This window comes from Proteiniphilum sp. UBA5384 (assembly GCF_002410825.1).
In the GTDB taxonomy this organism is placed as follows: Bacteria; Bacteroidota; Bacteroidia; order Bacteroidales; family Dysgonomonadaceae; genus Proteiniphilum.
The window spans coordinates 48,736-66,316 of the sequence record NZ_DHOS01000073.1; the positions used below are offsets into that span (position 1 = coordinate 48,736).

At 43.8% G+C, this 17,581-nt stretch carries 29 protein-coding genes and 1 pseudogene; 29 read left to right on the forward strand and 1 reads right to left on the reverse strand.

All coding sequences use genetic code 11. The features are described 5' to 3' along the window. From rplB to B4G81_RS14435, 27 genes and pseudogenes are all read left to right on the forward strand, one after another. Positions 1-510, forward strand: a 510-nt coding sequence (gene rplB, locus B4G81_RS14305) for a 50S ribosomal protein L2 (protein ID WP_294083656.1), incomplete at its 5' end; no start/stop codon positions are given. Between the two features lie 22 nt (positions 511-532). Then, positions 533-802 carry a 30S ribosomal protein S19 gene (rpsS, locus tag B4G81_RS14310; RefSeq protein ID WP_294083658.1) on the forward strand — a complete coding sequence of 90 codons (270 nt, stop codon included), beginning with the start codon at positions 533-535 and terminating at the stop codon, positions 800-802. 36 nt (positions 803-838) lie between these two features. Further along, entirely contained in the window at positions 839-1,252 is a 414-nt protein-coding gene (gene rplV / locus B4G81_RS14315) for a 50S ribosomal protein L22 (protein WP_294083660.1), read from the forward strand. Between the two features lie 4 nt (positions 1,253-1,256). Further along, entirely contained in the window at positions 1,257-2,021 is a 765-nt protein-coding gene (rpsC, locus tag B4G81_RS14320; RefSeq protein ID WP_294083662.1) for a 30S ribosomal protein S3, read from the forward strand. Between the two features lie 11 nt (positions 2,022-2,032). After that, complete coding sequence (gene rplP / locus B4G81_RS14325) at positions 2,033-2,464, forward strand: 50S ribosomal protein L16 (protein WP_294083664.1); 432 nt, start codon at positions 2,033-2,035, stop codon at positions 2,462-2,464. Between the two features lie 6 nt (positions 2,465-2,470). After that, entirely contained in the window at positions 2,471-2,674 is a 204-nt protein-coding gene (gene rpmC, locus B4G81_RS14330) for a 50S ribosomal protein L29 (protein WP_294083666.1), read from the forward strand. 8 nt (positions 2,675-2,682) lie between these two features. After that, entirely contained in the window at positions 2,683-2,940 is a 258-nt protein-coding gene (rpsQ, locus tag B4G81_RS14335) for a 30S ribosomal protein S17 (protein ID WP_019541331.1), read from the forward strand. A gap of 1 nt (position 2,941) precedes the next feature. After that, positions 2,942-3,307 (forward strand): 50S ribosomal protein L14, encoded by a 366-nt coding sequence (gene rplN / locus B4G81_RS14340; RefSeq protein ID WP_122967298.1) that lies wholly within the window; start codon positions 2,942-2,944, stop codon positions 3,305-3,307. Between the two features lie 21 nt (positions 3,308-3,328). Beyond that, a complete protein-coding gene (rplX, locus tag B4G81_RS14345; protein WP_294083671.1) occupies positions 3,329-3,649 on the forward strand; it encodes a 50S ribosomal protein L24 in 321 nt (106 codons plus the stop codon). After that, positions 3,646-4,215 (forward strand): 50S ribosomal protein L5, encoded by a 570-nt coding sequence (rplE, locus tag B4G81_RS14350; RefSeq protein WP_294083672.1) that lies wholly within the window; start codon positions 3,646-3,648, stop codon positions 4,213-4,215. The genes rplX and rplE overlap by 4 nt, the downstream gene beginning before the upstream one ends. A 94-nt stretch (positions 4,216-4,309) precedes the next feature. Continuing rightward, positions 4,310-4,579: a 30S ribosomal protein S14 gene (gene rpsN / locus B4G81_RS14355; RefSeq protein ID WP_294083675.1), complete on the forward strand. Its 270-nt coding sequence runs from the start codon at positions 4,310-4,312 to the stop codon at positions 4,577-4,579. 50 nt (positions 4,580-4,629) lie between these two features. Then, on the forward strand, positions 4,630-5,025 hold the full coding sequence (gene rpsH, locus B4G81_RS14360; protein ID WP_294083677.1) for a 30S ribosomal protein S8: 396 nt from the start codon (positions 4,630-4,632) through the stop codon (positions 5,023-5,025). A gap of 17 nt (positions 5,026-5,042) precedes the next feature. Then, the gene (gene rplF / locus B4G81_RS14365; protein ID WP_294083679.1) at positions 5,043-5,597 is read left to right on the forward strand and encodes a 50S ribosomal protein L6; all 555 of its coding nucleotides are present in this window, start codon (positions 5,043-5,045) and stop codon (positions 5,595-5,597) included. Positions 5,598-5,616: 19 nt separating this feature from the next. Next, on the forward strand, positions 5,617-5,961 hold the full coding sequence (gene rplR / locus B4G81_RS14370) for a 50S ribosomal protein L18 (RefSeq protein WP_294083680.1): 345 nt from the start codon (positions 5,617-5,619) through the stop codon (positions 5,959-5,961). 5 nt (positions 5,962-5,966) lie between these two features. Then, the gene (gene rpsE / locus B4G81_RS14375) at positions 5,967-6,485 is read left to right on the forward strand and encodes a 30S ribosomal protein S5 (RefSeq protein ID WP_294083682.1); all 519 of its coding nucleotides are present in this window, start codon (positions 5,967-5,969) and stop codon (positions 6,483-6,485) included. A gap of 14 nt (positions 6,486-6,499) precedes the next feature. After that, entirely contained in the window at positions 6,500-6,676 is a 177-nt protein-coding gene (gene rpmD / locus B4G81_RS14380) for a 50S ribosomal protein L30 (RefSeq protein ID WP_122967304.1), read from the forward strand. A gap of 33 nt (positions 6,677-6,709) precedes the next feature. Continuing rightward, entirely contained in the window at positions 6,710-7,156 is a 447-nt protein-coding gene (gene rplO / locus B4G81_RS14385) for a 50S ribosomal protein L15 (protein WP_294083686.1), read from the forward strand. A gap of 4 nt (positions 7,157-7,160) precedes the next feature. Continuing rightward, complete coding sequence (secY, locus tag B4G81_RS14390) at positions 7,161-8,483, forward strand: preprotein translocase subunit SecY (protein ID WP_294083688.1); 1,323 nt, start codon at positions 7,161-7,163, stop codon at positions 8,481-8,483. 34 nt (positions 8,484-8,517) lie between these two features. After that, on the forward strand, positions 8,518-9,285 hold the full coding sequence (gene map / locus B4G81_RS14395) for a type I methionyl aminopeptidase (RefSeq protein WP_294083690.1): 768 nt from the start codon (positions 8,518-8,520) through the stop codon (positions 9,283-9,285). A 16-nt stretch (positions 9,286-9,301) separates the two neighbouring features. Beyond that, a complete protein-coding gene (gene infA, locus B4G81_RS14400) occupies positions 9,302-9,520 on the forward strand; it encodes a translation initiation factor IF-1 (protein WP_019541318.1) in 219 nt (72 codons plus the stop codon). 186 nt (positions 9,521-9,706) lie between these two features. Further along, a complete protein-coding gene (gene ykgO, locus B4G81_RS14405; RefSeq protein ID WP_076929107.1) occupies positions 9,707-9,823 on the forward strand; it encodes a type B 50S ribosomal protein L36 in 117 nt (38 codons plus the stop codon). 22 nt (positions 9,824-9,845) lie between these two features. Next, complete coding sequence (gene rpsM, locus B4G81_RS14410) at positions 9,846-10,226, forward strand: 30S ribosomal protein S13 (RefSeq protein WP_294083692.1); 381 nt, start codon at positions 9,846-9,848, stop codon at positions 10,224-10,226. A gap of 12 nt (positions 10,227-10,238) precedes the next feature. Further along, entirely contained in the window at positions 10,239-10,628 is a 390-nt protein-coding gene (rpsK, locus tag B4G81_RS14415; protein WP_019541316.1) for a 30S ribosomal protein S11, read from the forward strand. Between the two features lie 118 nt (positions 10,629-10,746). Further along, positions 10,747-11,355 carry a 30S ribosomal protein S4 gene (rpsD, locus tag B4G81_RS14420; protein ID WP_294083695.1) on the forward strand — a complete coding sequence of 203 codons (609 nt, stop codon included), beginning with the start codon at positions 10,747-10,749 and terminating at the stop codon, positions 11,353-11,355. A gap of 4 nt (positions 11,356-11,359) precedes the next feature. Further along, positions 11,360-12,361, forward strand: coding sequence for a DNA-directed RNA polymerase subunit alpha (locus tag B4G81_RS14425; RefSeq protein ID WP_294083697.1), 1,002 nt, complete (start codon positions 11,360-11,362; stop codon positions 12,359-12,361). A gap of 9 nt (positions 12,362-12,370) precedes the next feature. Continuing rightward, positions 12,371-12,847: pseudogene (gene rplQ / locus B4G81_RS14430) on the forward strand (50S ribosomal protein L17); the annotation flags it as partial. 505 nt (positions 12,848-13,352) lie between these two features. Further along, positions 13,353-14,591 carry an NAD(P)/FAD-dependent oxidoreductase gene (locus B4G81_RS14435; RefSeq protein ID WP_294083701.1) on the forward strand — a complete coding sequence of 413 codons (1,239 nt, stop codon included), beginning with the start codon at positions 13,353-13,355 and terminating at the stop codon, positions 14,589-14,591. 46 nt (positions 14,592-14,637) lie between these two features. Here the strand turns inward: B4G81_RS14435 and B4G81_RS14440 are convergent, their stop codons facing one another. Next, complete coding sequence (locus B4G81_RS14440; RefSeq protein WP_294083704.1) at positions 14,638-15,147, reverse strand: outer membrane beta-barrel protein; 510 nt, start codon at positions 15,145-15,147, stop codon at positions 14,638-14,640. A gap of 236 nt (positions 15,148-15,383) precedes the next feature. Between B4G81_RS14440 and B4G81_RS14445 the strand changes: the two genes are divergently transcribed. Next, positions 15,384-16,478 carry a Nif3-like dinuclear metal center hexameric protein gene (locus tag B4G81_RS14445; RefSeq protein WP_294083706.1) on the forward strand — a complete coding sequence of 365 codons (1,095 nt, stop codon included), beginning with the start codon at positions 15,384-15,386 and terminating at the stop codon, positions 16,476-16,478. Between the two features lie 125 nt (positions 16,479-16,603). Beyond that, complete coding sequence (locus tag B4G81_RS14450) at positions 16,604-17,371, forward strand: zinc ribbon domain-containing protein (RefSeq protein ID WP_294083708.1); 768 nt, start codon at positions 16,604-16,606, stop codon at positions 17,369-17,371. The last annotated feature ends 210 nt before the right edge of the window (positions 17,372-17,581 follow it).

The window sequence follows — 17,581 nt, forward strand, 5'->3', positions numbered from 1 at the left end:
CCCAACGGCCTTGAAGTAGGAACCTCAGTGATGTCGGGGCCCACAGCGGCTCCTGAAGTTGGAAATGCTCTTCCCTTGTCGGTTATCCCTATCGGTACGGTAGTTCATAACATTGAATTGCGTCCGGGACAAGGAGCAAAGATGGCACGCTCTGCCGGAACATTCGCACAATTGGTATCTCGTGAAGAGAATTATGCCATTATTAAAATGCCTTCCGGTGAAGTTCGCAAAATTTTGTCGGCATGTAAAGCTACTATTGGAAGTGTTGGTAATTCGGACCATGCTCTGGAACAATCAGGTAAAGCCGGTCGTTCTCGTTGGCTCGGACGTCGTCCCCGCACCCGTGGTGTGGTGAAAAACCCGGTCGATCACCCGATGGGTGGTGGAGAAGGTCGCGCGTCGGGAGGCCATCCCAGATCAGCCAAAGGCTTATATTCAAAGGGCTTGAAAACAAGAGCGCCTAAAAAACATTCTTCGAAATACATCGTAGAGAGAAGAAAAAAGAAGTAATCTGATTAATTAATAAACAACTATGAGCAGATCATTAAAAAAGGGTCCGTATATCAATCTGAAATTAGAGAAAAAAGTGAACGCCATGAATGAGAGCGGCAAGAAAACCGTGATCAAGACCTGGGCGCGCGCTTCGATGATATCACCTGATTTTGTGGGACACACCATTGCCGTACATAACGGGAACAAATTTATCCCTGTATATGTCACTGAAAATATGGTGGGACACAAGCTTGGCGAATTTGCCGTAACCCGCACATTCCGTGGTCACGCAGGTAACCGCAAGAAATAATCAGGGCGCTTAACGAAATAAAAAACAGAAAAAGAGATGAGTGCTAGAAAAAGAATATCAGCCGAACAAAGAAAACAAGAGCGTAAAGAAATTTCTTTCGCGGTGTTGAAGAACGTTCCCAGTTCGCCCCGTAAAATGCGTTATGTAGCAGATATGGTACGTGGCATGGAAGTGTTTAGAGCATTGGGCGTTTTGAAATTCTCCAACAAGGAAGCGTCGGGCAAGGTTGAGAAACTATTGCTCTCGGCTATTGCCAACTGGGAACAGAAGAACGAACGTAAGGCCGAAACCGGCGAACTGTATATAAAGACCATATCCGTAGATGAAGGCGCCACGCTGAAACGTCTTCGTCCTGCACCACAGGGACGCGGCTATAGGATCCGCAAACGCTCCAATCACGTGACGATCGTGGTAGATACATTCAAAAAAGAAGAACAAGAACAAAACTAAGAAGATGGGACAAAAAGTAAATCCGATAGCAAATCGTTTAGGGATCATCAAGGGATGGGACTCTAACTGGTACGGCGGAAATAATTATGGTGATATTTTGCTGGAAGACAGCAAGATCCGCAAATATTTGAATGCCCGTCTTGCCAAAGCAAGTGTATCCCGCATCGTGATTGAGAGAACACTGAAACTGGTGACTATCACCATTTGTACGGCCCGTCCCGGGATTATTATCGGTAAGGGTGGACAGGAGGTCGACAAGTTGAAGGAAGAGTTAATGAAGATCACCGATAAAGATATCCAGATCAATATATTCGAAATCAAGAAACCGGAACTTGACGCAGTGATCGTTGCCAACAACGTAGCACGCCAGATCGAAGGTAAGATTGCCTATCGCCGTGCCGTAAAGATGGCCATCGCTTCCACCATGCGGATGGGAGCCGAGGGAATCAAGATTCAGGTGTCAGGCCGTTTGAACGGAGCTGAAATGGCACGTTCGGAAATGTACAAGGAAGGAAGGACTCCGCTCCACACTTTCCGTGCCGACATTGATTATGCACAGGCAGAAGCCCTCACCAAGGTGGGCCTGATCGGGATTAAAGTATGGATCTGTCGCGGTGAAATATATGGCAAGAAAGACCTTGCTCCTTCATTCGCCACTTCCAAGGAAAACCGCGGCGGTGGTAATAGCGGCGGCGGTAATCGTGGCGGCAACCGCAACGAAGGCGGTGGAAGAGGTGGCAGACGCAGAAGAAATAAAAACAATGCTTAATTGAAGAGAATATGTTACAGCCAAAGAAAACAAAATTTAGAAGGCAGCAGAAAGGCCGTATGAAAGGTGTTGCCGGACGGGGCAACCAGCTGGCGTTTGGCTCTTTCGGCATTAAATCACTGGAATCTAAATGGATTACCGGACGTCAGATCGAAGCTGCGCGTATCGCCGTAACACGCTATATGCAGCGTCAGGGACAGGTTTGGGTACGTATTTTCCCCGATAAGCCTATCACCAAAAAGCCTGCCGAAGTGCGTATGGGTAAGGGTAAAGGTAATCCGGAAGGATATGTAGCGCCCGTTACCCCCGGAAGAATTATCTTTGAAATAGAAGGTGTTCCTTTCGACGTGGCAAAGGAGGCTTTGCGTTTAGCGGCTCAGAAATTGCCGGTTACCACTAAGTTCGTGGTGAGAAGAGATTATAATTATGAGCAAAAATCGTAAGCCGAGATGAAGAAACAAGAAGAATTAAAAGAATTATCCGATAAAGACCTGAAGGAAAGATTGGATGCTGAAGTGATTGCACTCACGCAGTTGCGTATCAACCACACCATTACTCCCCTTGACAATTCAGGCTTATTAAAGGACAAGCGCAGGAATATTGCCCGTATTCATACGGAACTGCGTGCAAGAGAATTGAAAAAAGATCAATAATAGACAGAATGGAAACGAGAAATTTAAGGAAAGAAAGAATCGGGGTCGTTTTCAGTAATAAGATGGATAAAACCGTCACTGTTGCTGTAAAATGGAAAGAGAAACACCCTATATATGGGAAGTTCGTTAATAAAACGAAGAAATTTCACGCCCATGATGAGAAGAACGACTGTAATATCGGTGATACAGTGCGTATAATGGAAACCCGTCCTTTGAGTAAAACGAAGAGATGGAGAGTGGTTGAAGTAATGGAAAGGGCCAAGTAAGATGATACAACAAGAATCAAGATTAACAGTAACCGACAATAGTGGAGCCAAAGAAGCGCTCTGTATCCGTGTTCTGGGCGGTACCCGAAGACGTTATGCATCGGTAGGGGATGTGATTGTTGTAGCTATCAAGAGCACAATCCCTTCGAGTGATATTAAGAAAGGCGCTGTTTCAAAAGCAATCATCGTTCGTACGAAGAAAGAAATCCGTCGTGCCGACGGTTCCTATATCCGCTTCGACGACAATGCCTGCGTGCTGCTGAACAATGCCGGTGAGTTAAGAGCAAGCCGTATTTTCGGACCGGTTGCCCGTGAGTTGCGTGCAACCAATATGAAGATTGTTTCCTTAGCTCCCGAAGTATTATAATCTATTAATCAATCACAGGCAATGAGTAAATTACATATAAAGAAAGGCGATACGGTTTACGTCAATTCCGGCGAAGACAAAGGAAAGACCGGCCGCGTGCTTGAGGTTCTGGTAAAAAAGAACCGCGCCGTGGTGGAAGGAGTGAACATGGTATCGAAACATACCAAACCCAACGCCCAGAATCCAAACGGAGGAATTGAGAAGAAAGAAGCATCTGTGCATATTTCAAACCTGAATCCGGTAGATCCCAAAACAGGTAAACCTACCCGCGTTGGACGCAAAGAAGATAGTAAAGGCAAATTGGTTCGTTACGCTAAAAAATCGGGGGAGGAAATTAAATGAGTACTACAACATACGAAGTAAGCTTAAAAAAAGATTATAAAGAACGTATTGTTCCTGCGTTGGTGAAAGAATTCAATTACTCCACCGTCATGCAGGCGCCCAAGCTGGAGAAAATCGTCATCAACCAGGGATTGGGGATCGCTGTGGCCGACAAGAAAATTATCGAGACAGCCATCAACGAACTGACCACCATTACAGGACAAAAGGCGGTAGCTACTGTATCCCGTAAGGATATCTCGAATTTCAAACTGCGTAAGAAAATGCCTATCGGCGTACGGGTAACACTGCGTCACGACAAGATGTATGAATTCCTCGAAAGATTGGTACGGGTGGCATTACCCCGTATTCGTGACTTCAAGGGAATCAATGCCAAACTCGACGGAAGAGGCAATTACACGCTGGGTATCGAAGAGCAGATTATCTTTCCGGAAATCAATATCGACAATATCTCCCGTTTGTTGGGAATGAATATCACATTCGTGACCACAGCTGCTACCGACGAAGAGGGATATGCCCTCCTGAGAGAATTCGGACTACCTTTTAAAAATGCACAACAATCGCAATGAATTAAGTGAGCTAAGTGAGCATAGGGCAAGTTTACTTGTACTATGCCATAGCGAGCGATTGACTAAATGAAATTGAACTAAAAATCAGTAGATAATGGCAAAAGAATCAATGAAAGCCCGCGAGGTGAAGAGAGCCAAAATGGTTGCCCGCTACGCCGAGAAAAGAACTAAATATCTGGCGGAAGGCGATTATGAAGCGCTTCAATCCATACCGAAGAATGCCTCACCGGTACGTCTGCACAACCGTTGCAAACTTACCGGCCGCCCCAAAGGATACATGCGCCAGTTTGGCATCTCACGTATCCAGTTCCGCGAAATGGCATCCAAAGGTTTGATACCAGGGGTGAAGAAAGCAAGCTGGTAAATTGAATAAATATTGTCCCGACAGTCGGGATCAATTTAAATTTTTTATATATGACAGATCCAATAGCAGATTATTTGACGCGGCTAAGAAATGCCATCATGGCCAAGCATAGAGTGGTGGAGATACCCGCATCAAATTTAAAGAAAGATATCACTAAGATACTTTTCGAAAAGGGATATATACTGAACTATAAGTTCGTAGAGGACGGTCCCCAGGGCAGCATCATGATTGCCTTGAAATACGATCCGGTAAACAAAGTGAATGCAATCAAAAAACTGGAACGCATTTCAACTCCCGGTTTGCGCCGCTATGTGGGGTACAAGGACATGCCCCGTGTGCTTAACGGTTTGGGTATTGCCATCCTGTCTACTTCAAATGGAGTAATGACCGATAAAGAAGCCCGCGAACAGAAAGTGGGTGGAGAAGTATTATGTTACGTTTATTAATTTGAAGGAGAGAGAGTATGTCTAGAATAGGAAAATTACCCATCACAGTACCTGCAGGAGTTGCAGTGACTGTAGGAGAAGACAATGTGATTACGCTGAAAGGCCCGAAAGGTGAGCTGAGCCAGCCTGTGGGAAGTAATATGAAGGTTGAAGTAAACGATGGTATACTTACCATTGAACGCCCGGACGATGAAAAGGAAAGTCGTTCATTGCATGGACTTTACCGCTCTTTATTGAATAACATGGTGATTGGTGTTTCGGAAGGTTTCCGTAAGGAACTCGAACTCGTGGGTGTGGGTTATCGTGTATCCAACAACGGCCAGGTACTGGAATTATCATTGGGATATACGCATAGCATTTTCATGCAGCTTCCTGACGAAGTGAAGGTGGAAACCAAAATGGAGAGAAACAAGAATCCGCTTATTATCCTGGAGTCCTGTGACAAGCAATTACTGGGACAAGTTTGTGCCAAGATACGTTCATTCCGTAAACCTGAACCTTACAAAGGGAAAGGAATTCGTTTTGTGGGTGAACAGATACGTCGCAAATCAGGTAAGACGGCATCTAAATAACATGTAAACTGAATTCACTATGTTGACAAAGAACGAAAGAAGATTAAAGATAAAGACCCGTGTACGGGGTAAAGTACACGGTACCCCCGAGAGACCCCGCCTCTCGGTATTCAGAAGCAATAAACAGATTTATGCGCAGGTAATTGACGACACTAACGGTAAGACATTGGCATCGGCATCTTCTCTGAAAATGGAAGAGAAACTTCCCAAGAAAGAGATTGCTGCCAAAGTGGGCGAATTGATTGCTCAGAGTGCGCGGGAAGCCGGGATAGAGTTAGTGATATTCGACAGGAATGGTTACCTTTATCACGGACGTATTAAAGAATTGGCAGATGCAGCCCGTAAAGGCGGACTTAAATTTTAACGATCATGGCAGGAATAATAAATAAAGTAAAATCAACCAACGATATTGAACTGAAAGACCGTTTAGTGGCAATCAACCGTACCACCAAAGTGACAAAAGGAGGTCGTACGTTCACATTTGCTGCAATGGTTGTGGTAGGAAATGAAGACGGCATCATTGGCTGGGGTTTGGGTAAGGCAGGTGAAGTTACTACAGCCATCGCCAAGGGTGTGGAAGCTGCCAAGAAGAACCTTATCAAGGTCCCGGTATATAAGGGAACTATCCCCCATGAACAGGAGGCCCATTACGGTGGAGCTGAAGTATTCCTGAAACCGGCCGTCACAGGTACCGGAGTAAAAGCCGGAGGTGCTATGCGTGCTGTATTGGAGAGTGTAGGTATTACCGACGTGCTGGCCAAATCGAAAGGATCATCCAACCCGCACAATCTCGTGAAAGCAACGATTGTAGCGTTGACCGAACTGAGGGATCCCATCACGGTAGCCCAGAACAGGGGTGTGAGTTTAGAAAAGGTGTTTAACGGATAAATAACGATCTTGAAATGGCAACAATAAAAATTAAACAGACAAAAAGCAGGATAGGGGCTCCTAAAGATCAGAAGAAAACGTTGGACGCATTGGGACTCACCAAAATGCAACGCGTGGTGGAGCATGAAGATACTCCCTCTATCCGGGGACTTGTACGTAAGGTACAGCACCTGGTTACGATTGTGGAATAGTAATTAATTGACAATAAATAAAGATAATATACAATGGATTTATCGAATTTAAAACCGGCTGAAGGTTCAACCAAAACCCGCAAACGGATCGGCCGCGGCCCCGGATCGGGAAAAGGAGGCACTTCTACCAAAGGACATAAAGGACAGAAATCAAGATCGGGTTATTCAAAGAAAGTCGGTTTCGAAGGGGGACAGATGCCTTTGCAGCGGCGCTTACCCAAATTCGGATTCAAACCCCTCAGTAGAATTGAATACAAAGCAATCAATCTGGAAACATTGCAGGCATTGGCTGAGGCAAAAAATCTCACCCAAATTAATCCCGAGGTGTTGATGGAAGCAGGGCTTATCTCCCGCAAGCATTTAGTGAAAATTCTTGGCAGAGGTACGTTGTCAGCTAAGTTGGAAGTATCGGCACACGCCTTTTCCAAGACAGCTGAAGAAGCCATTACTTCAGCAGGTGGAACCGCAGTAAAACTCTAATAAAATGGGATTTGTACAAACAATAAAGAATATATGGAAGATAGAAGACCTTAGGAAAAGGCTTATTATCACCATAGGTTTTGTTGCTATTTACCGGTTTGGCTCGTTCGTCGTACTACCGGGAATCAACCCGGAGCAGCTTGTGGCATTACAAGCAAATGCCAGTACGGGTTTGTTGAGTCTTCTCGACATGTTTTCCGGAGGAGCCTTTTCCAATGCTTCTATCTTTGCATTGGGGATTATGCCTTATATCTCCGCATCCATTGTGATGCAGTTGCTGGGTATTGCCGTACCTGCATTCCAGAAGATGCAACGTGAAGGTGAAAGCGGACGTACAAAAATAAACCAGTATACCCGTTACCTTACAGTGCTTATCCTGTTGATACAAGGACCTGCTTATCTTTATGGAGCGGTAGGTAGTGCTATTCCCGGTGGTTTCTGGAATTGGGTGTTGCCTTCTACAATTATTCTCGCTGGTGGTAGCATGTTTGTGCTGTGGTTGGGAGAACGTATTACTGATAAGGGAGTGGGTAACGGTATTTCGTTTATCATTCTTATCGGGATTATTGCCCGTTTGCCTCATGCCCTGGTAGCTGAATACGACCGGTTGATCGATGCTCCGGGAGGACTCATTCTTCTCTTGCTCGAACTCCTGTTCCTTGTGGCTGTTACTGCCGCAGCTATTATGCTGGTACAAGGCGTAAGGAAAATACCTGTACAATACGCTAAACGGATCGTAGGCAACAGGCAATATGGAGGTGTGAGACAATACATCCCGCTGAAAGTGAATGCCGCTAATGTTATGCCGATCATCTTTGCCCAGGCAATCATGTTTATACCCATCACTATCGCACAGTTCTCCGCACGTGAAGGCGGTGGATTCTGGGCTTCGCTGATGGATTTTACCAGTTTCTGGTATAACTTCATTTTTGCCACGCTGATCATCGCGTTCACTTACTTTTATACGGCAATCACTGTGAATCCCGTGCAAATGGCCGAAGACTTGAAAAGAAACAATGGCTTTATACCGGGTGTGAAACCGGGGAAAAGAACGGCTGAGTATATTGATACTATTATGTCGAGAATTACGCTGCCCGGTTCATTTTTTCTGGCTATAGTGGCCATTTTGCCCGCTTTCGCCGGGTTAATGGGGATCAACTCCCAGTTTGCCGCATTTTTTGGAGGTACGTCATTGCTGATCCTTGTCGGAGTGGTACTCGATACTCTGCAACAGATCGAAAGTCACCTGTTGATGCGTCATTATGACGGGTTCCTGAAATCGGGAGCCAAGATAAAAGGCCGTACCGGCTCAATAGCTGCTTATTAAAAACCAAGGTTTATCTGAATAAATGAATAGCAGAGTGATCATATTGAAAACCGATGAAGAGATTGAGTTTATGCGTGAAGCGAACCGACTGGTGGGAATGACGCTCGGAGAGTTGTCTAAACACATCAGGCCGGGAGTTACCACGCTTGAACTCGACCGGATTGCGGAAGAATTTATCAGGGATCACGGTGCTTATCCCACCTTTCTGGGATATGGAGGTTTTCCCAATTCAATCTGTACTTCCGTCAATGAAAATGTAGTACACGGTATACCTGATAATAAGCCTTTGCAGGAGGGCGATGTCATATCGGTTGATTGCGGTACCAAGCTGCGGGGGTTTTGTGGAGATTCTGCCTATACTTTTTGTGTGGGAGAGGTGAACGAGGAAGTGAAAATGCTTCTTCGTGTAACAAAAGAATCGCTCTACAAAGGTATCGAGCAGGCAAAGGAAGGAAACAGGATTGGAAATATCGGTGAAGCCGTACAGACCTATTGCGAAAAACACGGTTATGGTGTGGTACGCGAACTGGTGGGGCACGGAATCGGAAGGGAAATGCATGAAGCACCCGATGTCCCTAACTATGGTAGGCGTGGAATCGGACCGGTCATCAAGAACGGATTGTGTATTGCTATTGAACCGATGATCAATATGGGTGGCAAAAAGGTGATTTTTGAAAATGACGGATGGACGGTGCGGACCAAAGATCGTAAGCCGTCAGCCCATTTCGAACATACTGTCGCTATCCGTAACGGAAAAGCCGATATATTATCGACATTTGAGTTTATTCAGGAAAATAACTAAAACGGAGTATCGATTCATGGCTAAACAAGCAGCGATAGAGCAAGACGGAACAATTATCGAAGCATTATCCAATGCGATGTTTCGTGTGGAACTGGAAAACGGACATGAGATAACTGCTCATATTTCCGGTAAGATGCGTATGCATTATATACGTATACTTCCCGGGGACAGGGTAAGAGTGGAAATGTCTCCCTATGACCTTTCGAAAGGAAGAATATCATTCAGGTATAAGTAAGACCGGGAGATAAGGCGATAAAGAGCGTATTGTAGTGAAAAATACGTAATTTCGTCTTTGAAACCTGAAACAGTGTAAAAAAAGAATAAAAATATAGATAATTTTCTGATCTTTGTGCTCACGATTCGGGGTAAGTACCCTTCGGGAGCCAAAAAAGGTCTGAAAAAATAAAACAGAAATAATCGTATGAAGGTAAGAGCATCATTGAAAAAACGTACGGCCGATTGCAAAATAGTAAGGAGAAAAGGTCGTTTATATATTATCAATAAGAAGAATCCCAAGTTCAAACAACGTCAGGGATAAATCAAAATAATTAAAAAAATATATGGCAATAAGAATTGTAGGTGTCGATCTGCCGCAAAATAAGAGGGGTGAAATAGCGCTCACATATATCTATGGTATCGGCCGTAGTGCAGCTAACACCATTTTGACAAAAGCAGAAGTTGACAAGAATATCAAAGTGAAAGACTGGACTGACGACCAGGCAGCCCGCATCCGTGAGATCATCTCTAACGAATTTAAAGTAGAGGGAGATCTTCGTTCTGAAGTACAACTGAATATCAAGCGACTGATGGATATCGGTTGCTATCGCGGCATTCGTCATCGTATCGGGTTACCCGTACGCGGACAAAGCACAAAAAATAATGCCCGTACCCGCAAGGGAAGAAAGAAAACCGTTGCTAACAAGAAAAAAGCTACTAAATAACAGATAGGTAACATGGCAAAAAGAACAGTTGCAGCAAAAAAGAGAAATGTGAAAGTGAGTGCTGTCGGACAAGCGCACATTTCATCGTCATTCAACAATATCATTGTTTCGTTGACCAATGAGAACGGTGAAGTGATCAGTTGGTCATCCGCCGGGAAGATGGGTTTCAGAAGTTCTAAAAAGAATACCCCTTATGCAGCACAGATGGTTGCACAAGATTGCTCCAAGGTAGCTTACGATTTAGGGTTGCGCAAAGTAAAGGCTTATGTGAAAGGTCCGGGTAACGGACGTGAATCGGCTATCAGGACCATTCATGGTGCTGGCATTGAAGTGACTGAAATCGTGGATGTGACTCCGCTTCCGCACAATGGATGCCGTCCGCCCAAAGCAAGAAAAGTGTAAGTGTAGAATAATTTAAGTTTCATCTTGAAACTTGAGCTGTGATTTGATTACACCACAACTTCTCTGTAATCGCGGCTGCACAGTTTAGGCTTCAGTTTTAAAAAGTTTAATTTGTAAAATGGCTAGATATACCGGTCCAAAATCAAAAATCGCCCGTAAATTCGGCGAACCTATTTTCGGCCCCGATAAAGTTCTCTCTAAAAAGAACTATCCTCCGGGACAGCATGGTAATTCGCGCAGGAGAAAAACATCTGAATATGGTATCCAGTTGCGTGAAAAACAGCGTGCAAAATATACGTATGGCGTACTTGAAAAACAATTTCGCCTTACATTTGAAAAAGCAGTACGTAGCCGTGGCGTTACCGGTGAAGTATTGTTGCAATTACTGGAATCGCGTTTAGATAATATTGTGTACCGTCTCGGTATTTCTCCCACAAGGGCAGGAGCACGCCAGTTGGTGTCACACCGTCATATTGTAGTAAACGGAAAAATAGTGAATATCCCCTCTTATACAGTAAAACCCGGAGATGTAGTTGGTGTAAGGGAAAAATCCAAATCATTACTGGTCGTGGCAAATGCGCTGGCTGGATTCAATCACAGTAAATATCCTTGGCTGGAATGGGACAAAACTTCTTTAAGCGGTAAGGTGTTGCACATACCCGAAAGAACAGATATCCCCGAAAACATCAAAGAACAACTCATCGTAGAATTATATTCTAAACAATAATTTCATGGCAATATTAGCATTCCAAAAACCCGATAAGGTAATCATGTTACAGGAGGATGCGTTCTCCGGTAAATTTGAATTCCGCCCGCTGGAACCGGGATACGGCATTACCATAGGCAACGCCTTGCGCCGCATTCTGCTCTCTTCGCTGGAAGGATTCGCTATTACATCGGTGAAGATAGAGGGAGTGGATCATGAATTTGCGACCATCCCCGGCGTGATAGAAGATGTAACAGGTATTATCCTCAATCTGAAAAAAGTAAGGTTCAAAAGGATAGTAGAAGAGTTCGAAACGGAAAAAGTAAGCATCGCTATTTCGGGAACGGAAGTGTTTAAAGCCGGAGATATTGGTAAACTGCTGACCGGTTTCGAAGTACTCAACCCCGAACTGGAAATCTGCCGGATGAACAAAAAGGCTGATTTGCGTCTTGAGTTGACTATCAACAAGGGGCGGGGGTATGTGCCGGCCGATGAGAACCGCGACCTGGTGGCACCGGACGATGTGCAGACCTTGGTGATCGACTCTATTTACACTCCGATCCGTAACGTAAGTTTTGATGTGGAAGATTACCGTATAGAACAAAAAACGGACTACGAAAAACTAACCATTGAAATTACGACCGATGGATCCATCCAACCCAAAGAAGCGTTGAAAGAGGCCGCCAAGATATTAATCCAACACTTTGTCTTGTTTTCGGATGAAAACAAGATCATGCTGGAAACATCCGACGCGGAAAGCATTGAGGAATTCGATGAAGAAGTACTTCACATGCGTCAACTCCTGAAGCGTAAACTGTCTGACCTTAACTTGTCGGTAAGGGCATTGAACTGCCTGAAAGCTGCCGACGTGGAAACGCTCGGACAATTGGTTTCACATAATAAGAACGATCTGCTTAAATTCCGTAACTTCGGAAAAAAATCGCTTACCGAGTTGGAAGAACTGCTTAGCAGCCTCAAGCTCCAGTTCGGCATGGATATTTCGAAGTATAAATTAGATAAAGACTAAAAAACTGCAATGAGACATAATAAGAAAAATAATCATTTGGGACGTAAGACTGCGCACCGTTCGGCCATGTTATCCAATATGGCCAGTTCGCTCATCATGCACAAGCGCATTTTTACAACTGTGCCCAAAGCCAAAGAATTGAGAAAATATGTAGAGCCTCTTATCACCAAGAGCAAAGAGGATACCACCCACTCACGCCGTGAAGTATTCAGTAAGCTGCAAAGCAAAACTGCTGTGACGGAATTGTTCCAGACGGTGTCGCAGAAAGTAGCAGACCGTCCGGGAGGATACACCCGTATCATCAAAACCGGATTCCGTTTGGGTGACAACGCCGCCATGTGCTTTATAGAACTGGTCGACTTCAACGAAAACATGTTGGGCGATGGCAAGGCCAAGAAAACAAAAACTCGCCGTTCACGCCGGAAAGCTTCTGACGCTGTAGCTGACGCTACAACTGATAAGCCCAAAGCAAAAGCAGCTTCCAAAACTAAAGAGGTAAAAGAAGCCGAAGAGCACGCGCAGGAAAAAGCCGTGAAGGTGGTAGAAGAAACTCCTGCTGCTGAAACTGCTGAAGTGGTAGAACAGCCTACTGAAGAGAAAACGGAAGAGGTTGTGGCTGAGAAGGAAGCAGAAGAAGCTCCCGCTGAAGAAAAAAATGAGGAGGCAGAGGAGGTCAAGTAAAACCTTCTCTCTCAAGATAAAACGCTGTAGGTACATCGTCGTAAAGACGGAGGCCTAAAAAACTCAGTCGATAATGTATTTGCAGCGAAGCTGTGATTTTTAAAATGTTAAACATTAAAGAAAAGCGCCGCGAGTGATTCGTAGCGCTTTTTTGCTTTTTCCCCCCTTTGGCATCAACTTTTTAAACCGATAACTGTTTACTATACGAATACCCTTACGAAAATGCTCCGGAAAAGGGTGAATTCATGGGGTATTGTATTGAGAAATTTAGAAAATAGGTGCCGGAATTCAGGTAATGATAATAAAATGCATGAAGAAGATTGTTGTAGTAGGTTGTGGATTTGGCGGATTACAATTCGTCAATCATTTGAAAAAGGGGAAGTTCGATATCATTATAATCGATAAAATAAACCATCATCAGTTTCCCCCGTTATTTTATCAGGTAGCTGCATCTCAGATAGAGCCTTCCACCGTTTCATTTCCCATCAGGAAGATATTCCAGAAGAGAAGGGATGTGCGTATACGCCTTGCCAATGTGCTTGCTGTAAATGGCGAGGATAAATATATAGAAACATCGGTAGGCCGGTTCCTTTACGATTATCTGGTGATTGCTACAGGTACGCGTACTAACTTCTACGGCAATGAACAGGTGGAGAATAATTCACTTGTGCTCAAATCCACCTATCAGGCCATCAATGTGCGGAACGCTATCCTTTCCAATTTCGAGAAATTATTGTATTCCGAAAACAAGGACGGGTTGTACAATATTGTAATCGTGGGGGGAGGTGCAACCGGCGTGGAGTTGTCGGGTGCTTTTGCCGAGATGACCAAGGAGATATTGCCGAAAGACTATCCCAATATCGATTCCGACAAGGTAAATGTTTATTTGTTGGAGGGAAGTCCGCACACCCTTCCCAATATGAGTAGTTTTGCACAGAAATATTCGGAGAGTTATCTCCGGTCGATGGGAGTGATCGTGAAAACCGGCATTATCGTAAAAGATTACGATGGAGAGAAGGTTATTTTGAATAATGGGGAGATTATCCCGACTAAGAATGTGATCTGGTCGGCCGGCGTGACGGGAAATGTCATTGAAGGTATTCCTGCGGGTTCGGTATTGCCCAACGGCAGAATCAGAGTCGATCGTGTCAATAGGGTAGAGGGGTTGAATGATGTATTCGCTATTGGTGATGTGGGCTATATGGAAACCGAGAAATATCCCAGAGGGCATCCGCAGCTGGCCAATGTGGCAATCGGACAGGGGAAGAACCTGGCGAAGAACCTGCAAAAGATGGTAAAGGGTGAAACAGGACTGAAACCCTATGAATACCGTAATATGGGTACGATGGCTACCGTGGGAAGGAACAAGGCGGTGGTAGATCTTCCCTTCGTGAAGTTTAAGGGATGGTTTGCCTGGCTTGTATGGATGTTCCTTCACCTGATGCTGATCTTGAGTGTGCGTAATAAACTGGTTGTCTTTATCAACTGGGCATGGAATTATGTTACTAAAAACAACTCGTTGCGGCTGATACTAAAGGACAGTGATTGAAGTACTGAATAAGCCTCCCTTACAACTCAGTTTAGCCTTGAATTTCTTAAAAGAAAAGGGAAAATCCTATTGTACCACCGAAAGTATTATTTATTAACCCATCATAGTCTCCTCTAAGATATTGAAATCCAAGGTTTAATCCGATATTTTTATTGATAAGGTACATGATTCCTGCTCCCGCACCCAGTGCCAAACCTCCTATAGATTCGCCATCCTCACTTAGGCCACCATATCCAATGCCAACTTCGATAAACGGTTTTATATTGCTTTGATTATCAAAATAATAAGAGGCAGAGGGGAGGACGGAATATAGTGTGCTACCTTCTGTGTTTAATATACTTGCAGAAATTCCTACAGATAACCCGTCAGTGACAAAGTATCCCACAGATGGACTGAAGACAACCGTGGTAGTAGATGAGCCCCATCCTTCAACTTTTGAGGAAGAAACTTGGAGTATTGAATTTCCGGAAACGATCCAATTACCTTTGTTTATTTGACCAAAAGATAAAGATGACACGGAAATCACTGCGAATAATAAAATAATTTTTGAGTTCATAACTTCATAAATAAATGTTTCATAAATATATATTAATGCTTGTTGTGTTTTATGGCTTTTTTTACATCGTTTTGTATTAAAAATGCAAAGATAAATTTAAATTAAATAATTGCAAATTAATTGTAATGATTTTTTAAATAATATCCTCTGAATGCTTGGATGTCGATTATCAGAATTCATAAAATTTTGTATATTTGCCACAGCATAATGATTTTTATAATAACCTTCACTCCAGAATGAGAATAAAAGAGATTATTCAGGTAATTGAGCAATTGGCTCCACTGCCGTTGCAGGAGAGTTATGACAATAGCGGATTGCAAGTGGGCGATGTGAACCGGGAAGCAACCGGTATCCTACTATGTATCGATGTAACCGAGGATGTGATAGATGAGGCATTGTCACTGGGTTGTAATCTCATTATTTCACACCATCCCCTCGCCTTCCGGTCTTTCAAATCACTTACCGGAAAAAATTATGTGGAGCGATGTATGATGCGGTCCATCAGGCATGATATCGCACTCTATGCTGCACATACCAATTTGGATAATGCGCGGGGGGGTGTCAACTATAAGTTGGCAGAGATGCTTGAACTGCAAAATGTAAAAATCCTGCAACCCCTTGAGAATGCATTGTTGAAATTTGTCACCACCGTACCGCTCCAGCATGTGGAAAGCGTGAGGAATGCCCTTTTCAATGCAGGGGCAGGACATATCGGGAATTACGATAGTTGCAGTTATAACCTATCAGGGGAAGGTACGTTCCGCGCAAAGGAAGGTGCCCACCCGCACGTGGGTGAGATCGACCGTCTTCATTTTGAATCGGAGGTAAGGATAGAGACTGTTATCCCTGTCATGAAAAGGGATGAGGTATTACGGGCACTCCTGGCGGTGCACCCTTATGAAGAACCTGTATTTGATTTTTATCCTATTGCCAATAACTGGCCCCGGCACGGCAGCGGGGTAGTGGGAGTCCTTCCGGAACCGATGCCTGAACAAGAGTTCCTCTATTTACTCAAAGATATTTTTAATTTGCCTACCATACAACATTCAAAAATGCAGGGGCGGGAAATCCGTGATGTGGCCCTCTGTGGAGGAGCAGGGGCATTTCTTATCCCCAAGGCAATTGCTTATGGAGCTGACGCCTTTATTACCGGCGAAGCAAAATTCAATGATTTTTACGATGTGGAGGGACGAATACTACTTGCAGTAGTAGGACATTATGAATCGGAAATCTGTACAAAAGAGATATTTTTTGATCTTATTTCCGGAAAATTCCCTACCTTTGCATTACATAAATCGGCGTTCGATTCGAATCCGGTGAAATATCTGTAAAAGAAAGCGGTCAGACTTGTTCCCGCAGTTACGGAAAGATGTGGTAATAAGACGATTGTAAAGTCGTTTATTGCTGCATTTTTTGCTGAATAGACAGCATCATCAATAAAAATTATATTTAGATTATGGCGACAAGAAAGAAAAGTGTTGAACAGGAAGTGTCGGTAGAAGATAAGTTGAAGTCCCTTTACAAGCTTCAATCGTATTTATCCGAAATAGACCGGATTAAAACCTTGCGGGGGGAGCTTCCGCTTGAGGTGGCGGACCTCGATGATGAGATTGCAGGGTTGGGGACACGTATCAACAATTTTGAACTGGAACTCAAACAGCTCGATGAAAACTCGAAGTTGCAGAAGGGGAAAATAGAAACCAGTAAATCAAAAATTGAGAAATATAACAAACAGCTTGAAAATGTGCGTAACAGCAAGGAGTATGATCACCTCACAAAGGAGATTGAATTTGAAACCCTTGAAATAGAACTTTCAGAAAAACATATTCGTGAATATGCGCAGCAGTCAACATCCATTAAAGAGCAGATTGAGGCAGCCAACGGCCTTCTGAAAGATAAAACATCGGATTTGGAGCATAAAAAGAAAGAGCTCGACGATATTGTTTCGGAAACCAAAGCTCAGGAAGAAAAAATCCGTGAGAAGTCAAAAAAGACCGAGGCGACCATTGAGCCCCGTTTGTTAACAGCGTTTAAAAGAATTCGCAAGAACGCCCGTAATGGGTTGGGCGTTGTACCTATCCAGCGTGGTGCTTGTGGAGGATGTTTCAATAAGATCCCGCCTCAGAAACAGATGGATATTAAACTGGGCAAGAAAATTATTGTTTGCGAATACTGTGGGAGGATCATGATCGACCCGGAAATGGCTGGTATCTCTGAAAAATAAGTACATTTTGTCATAAAAATCCTTCAAAATCATTTTAGAAAACTTAATTGGAGAATTTTTTCTCCAATTTCTTTTTATTTTTTCTTTTTTTGAAGGGAAAAAATGTATCTTTGCGACACTGAAGGAGGCGCTCCTTTCGTAATCATACACAGCTTATTTCTAACCCTTTGATTTATCATTGGTTAATCAAAAAGATTATATATAATTTTA

Excerpts from the sequence above, each read along its gene's own strand:
- rpsS (WP_294083658.1), top strand. The coding sequence starts at position 533 with ATGAGCAGATCATTAAAAAAGGGTCCGTATATCAATCTGAAATTAGAG.
- rplV (WP_294083660.1), top strand. The coding sequence starts at position 839 with ATGAGTGCTAGAAAAAGAATATCAGCCGAACAAAGAAAACAAGAGCGT.
- rpsC (WP_294083662.1), top strand. The coding sequence starts at position 1,257 with ATGGGACAAAAAGTAAATCCGATAGCAAATCGTTTAGGGATCATCAAG.
- rplP (WP_294083664.1), top strand. The coding sequence starts at position 2,033 with ATGTTACAGCCAAAGAAAACAAAATTTAGAAGGCAGCAGAAAGGCCGT.
- rpmC (WP_294083666.1), top strand. The coding sequence starts at position 2,471 with ATGAAGAAACAAGAAGAATTAAAAGAATTATCCGATAAAGACCTGAAG.
- rpsQ (WP_019541331.1), top strand. The coding sequence starts at position 2,683 with ATGGAAACGAGAAATTTAAGGAAAGAAAGAATCGGGGTCGTTTTCAGT.
- rplN (WP_122967298.1), top strand. The coding sequence starts at position 2,942 with ATGATACAACAAGAATCAAGATTAACAGTAACCGACAATAGTGGAGCC.
- rplX (WP_294083671.1), top strand. The coding sequence starts at position 3,329 with ATGAGTAAATTACATATAAAGAAAGGCGATACGGTTTACGTCAATTCC.
- rplE (WP_294083672.1), top strand. The coding sequence starts at position 3,646 with ATGAGTACTACAACATACGAAGTAAGCTTAAAAAAAGATTATAAAGAA.
- rpsN (WP_294083675.1), top strand. The coding sequence starts at position 4,310 with ATGGCAAAAGAATCAATGAAAGCCCGCGAGGTGAAGAGAGCCAAAATG.
- rpsH (WP_294083677.1), top strand. The coding sequence starts at position 4,630 with ATGACAGATCCAATAGCAGATTATTTGACGCGGCTAAGAAATGCCATC.
- rplF (WP_294083679.1), top strand. The coding sequence starts at position 5,043 with ATGTCTAGAATAGGAAAATTACCCATCACAGTACCTGCAGGAGTTGCA.
- rplR (WP_294083680.1), top strand. The coding sequence starts at position 5,617 with ATGTTGACAAAGAACGAAAGAAGATTAAAGATAAAGACCCGTGTACGG.
- rpsE (WP_294083682.1), top strand. The coding sequence starts at position 5,967 with ATGGCAGGAATAATAAATAAAGTAAAATCAACCAACGATATTGAACTG.
- rpmD (WP_122967304.1), top strand. The coding sequence starts at position 6,500 with ATGGCAACAATAAAAATTAAACAGACAAAAAGCAGGATAGGGGCTCCT.
- rplO (WP_294083686.1), top strand. The coding sequence starts at position 6,710 with ATGGATTTATCGAATTTAAAACCGGCTGAAGGTTCAACCAAAACCCGC.
- secY (WP_294083688.1), top strand. The coding sequence starts at position 7,161 with ATGGGATTTGTACAAACAATAAAGAATATATGGAAGATAGAAGACCTT.
- infA (WP_019541318.1), top strand. The coding sequence starts at position 9,302 with ATGGCTAAACAAGCAGCGATAGAGCAAGACGGAACAATTATCGAAGCA.
- ykgO (WP_076929107.1), top strand. The coding sequence starts at position 9,707 with ATGAAGGTAAGAGCATCATTGAAAAAACGTACGGCCGATTGCAAAATA.
- rpsM (WP_294083692.1), top strand. The coding sequence starts at position 9,846 with ATGGCAATAAGAATTGTAGGTGTCGATCTGCCGCAAAATAAGAGGGGT.
- rpsK (WP_019541316.1), top strand. The coding sequence starts at position 10,239 with ATGGCAAAAAGAACAGTTGCAGCAAAAAAGAGAAATGTGAAAGTGAGT.
- rpsD (WP_294083695.1), top strand. The coding sequence starts at position 10,747 with ATGGCTAGATATACCGGTCCAAAATCAAAAATCGCCCGTAAATTCGGC.
- B4G81_RS14425 (WP_294083697.1), top strand. The coding sequence starts at position 11,360 with ATGGCAATATTAGCATTCCAAAAACCCGATAAGGTAATCATGTTACAG.
- B4G81_RS14435 (WP_294083701.1), top strand. The coding sequence starts at position 13,353 with ATGAAGAAGATTGTTGTAGTAGGTTGTGGATTTGGCGGATTACAATTC.
- B4G81_RS14440 (WP_294083704.1), bottom strand. The coding sequence starts at position 15,147 with ATGAACTCAAAAATTATTTTATTATTCGCAGTGATTTCCGTGTCATCT.
- B4G81_RS14445 (WP_294083706.1), top strand. The coding sequence starts at position 15,384 with ATGAGAATAAAAGAGATTATTCAGGTAATTGAGCAATTGGCTCCACTG.
- B4G81_RS14450 (WP_294083708.1), top strand. The coding sequence starts at position 16,604 with ATGGCGACAAGAAAGAAAAGTGTTGAACAGGAAGTGTCGGTAGAAGAT.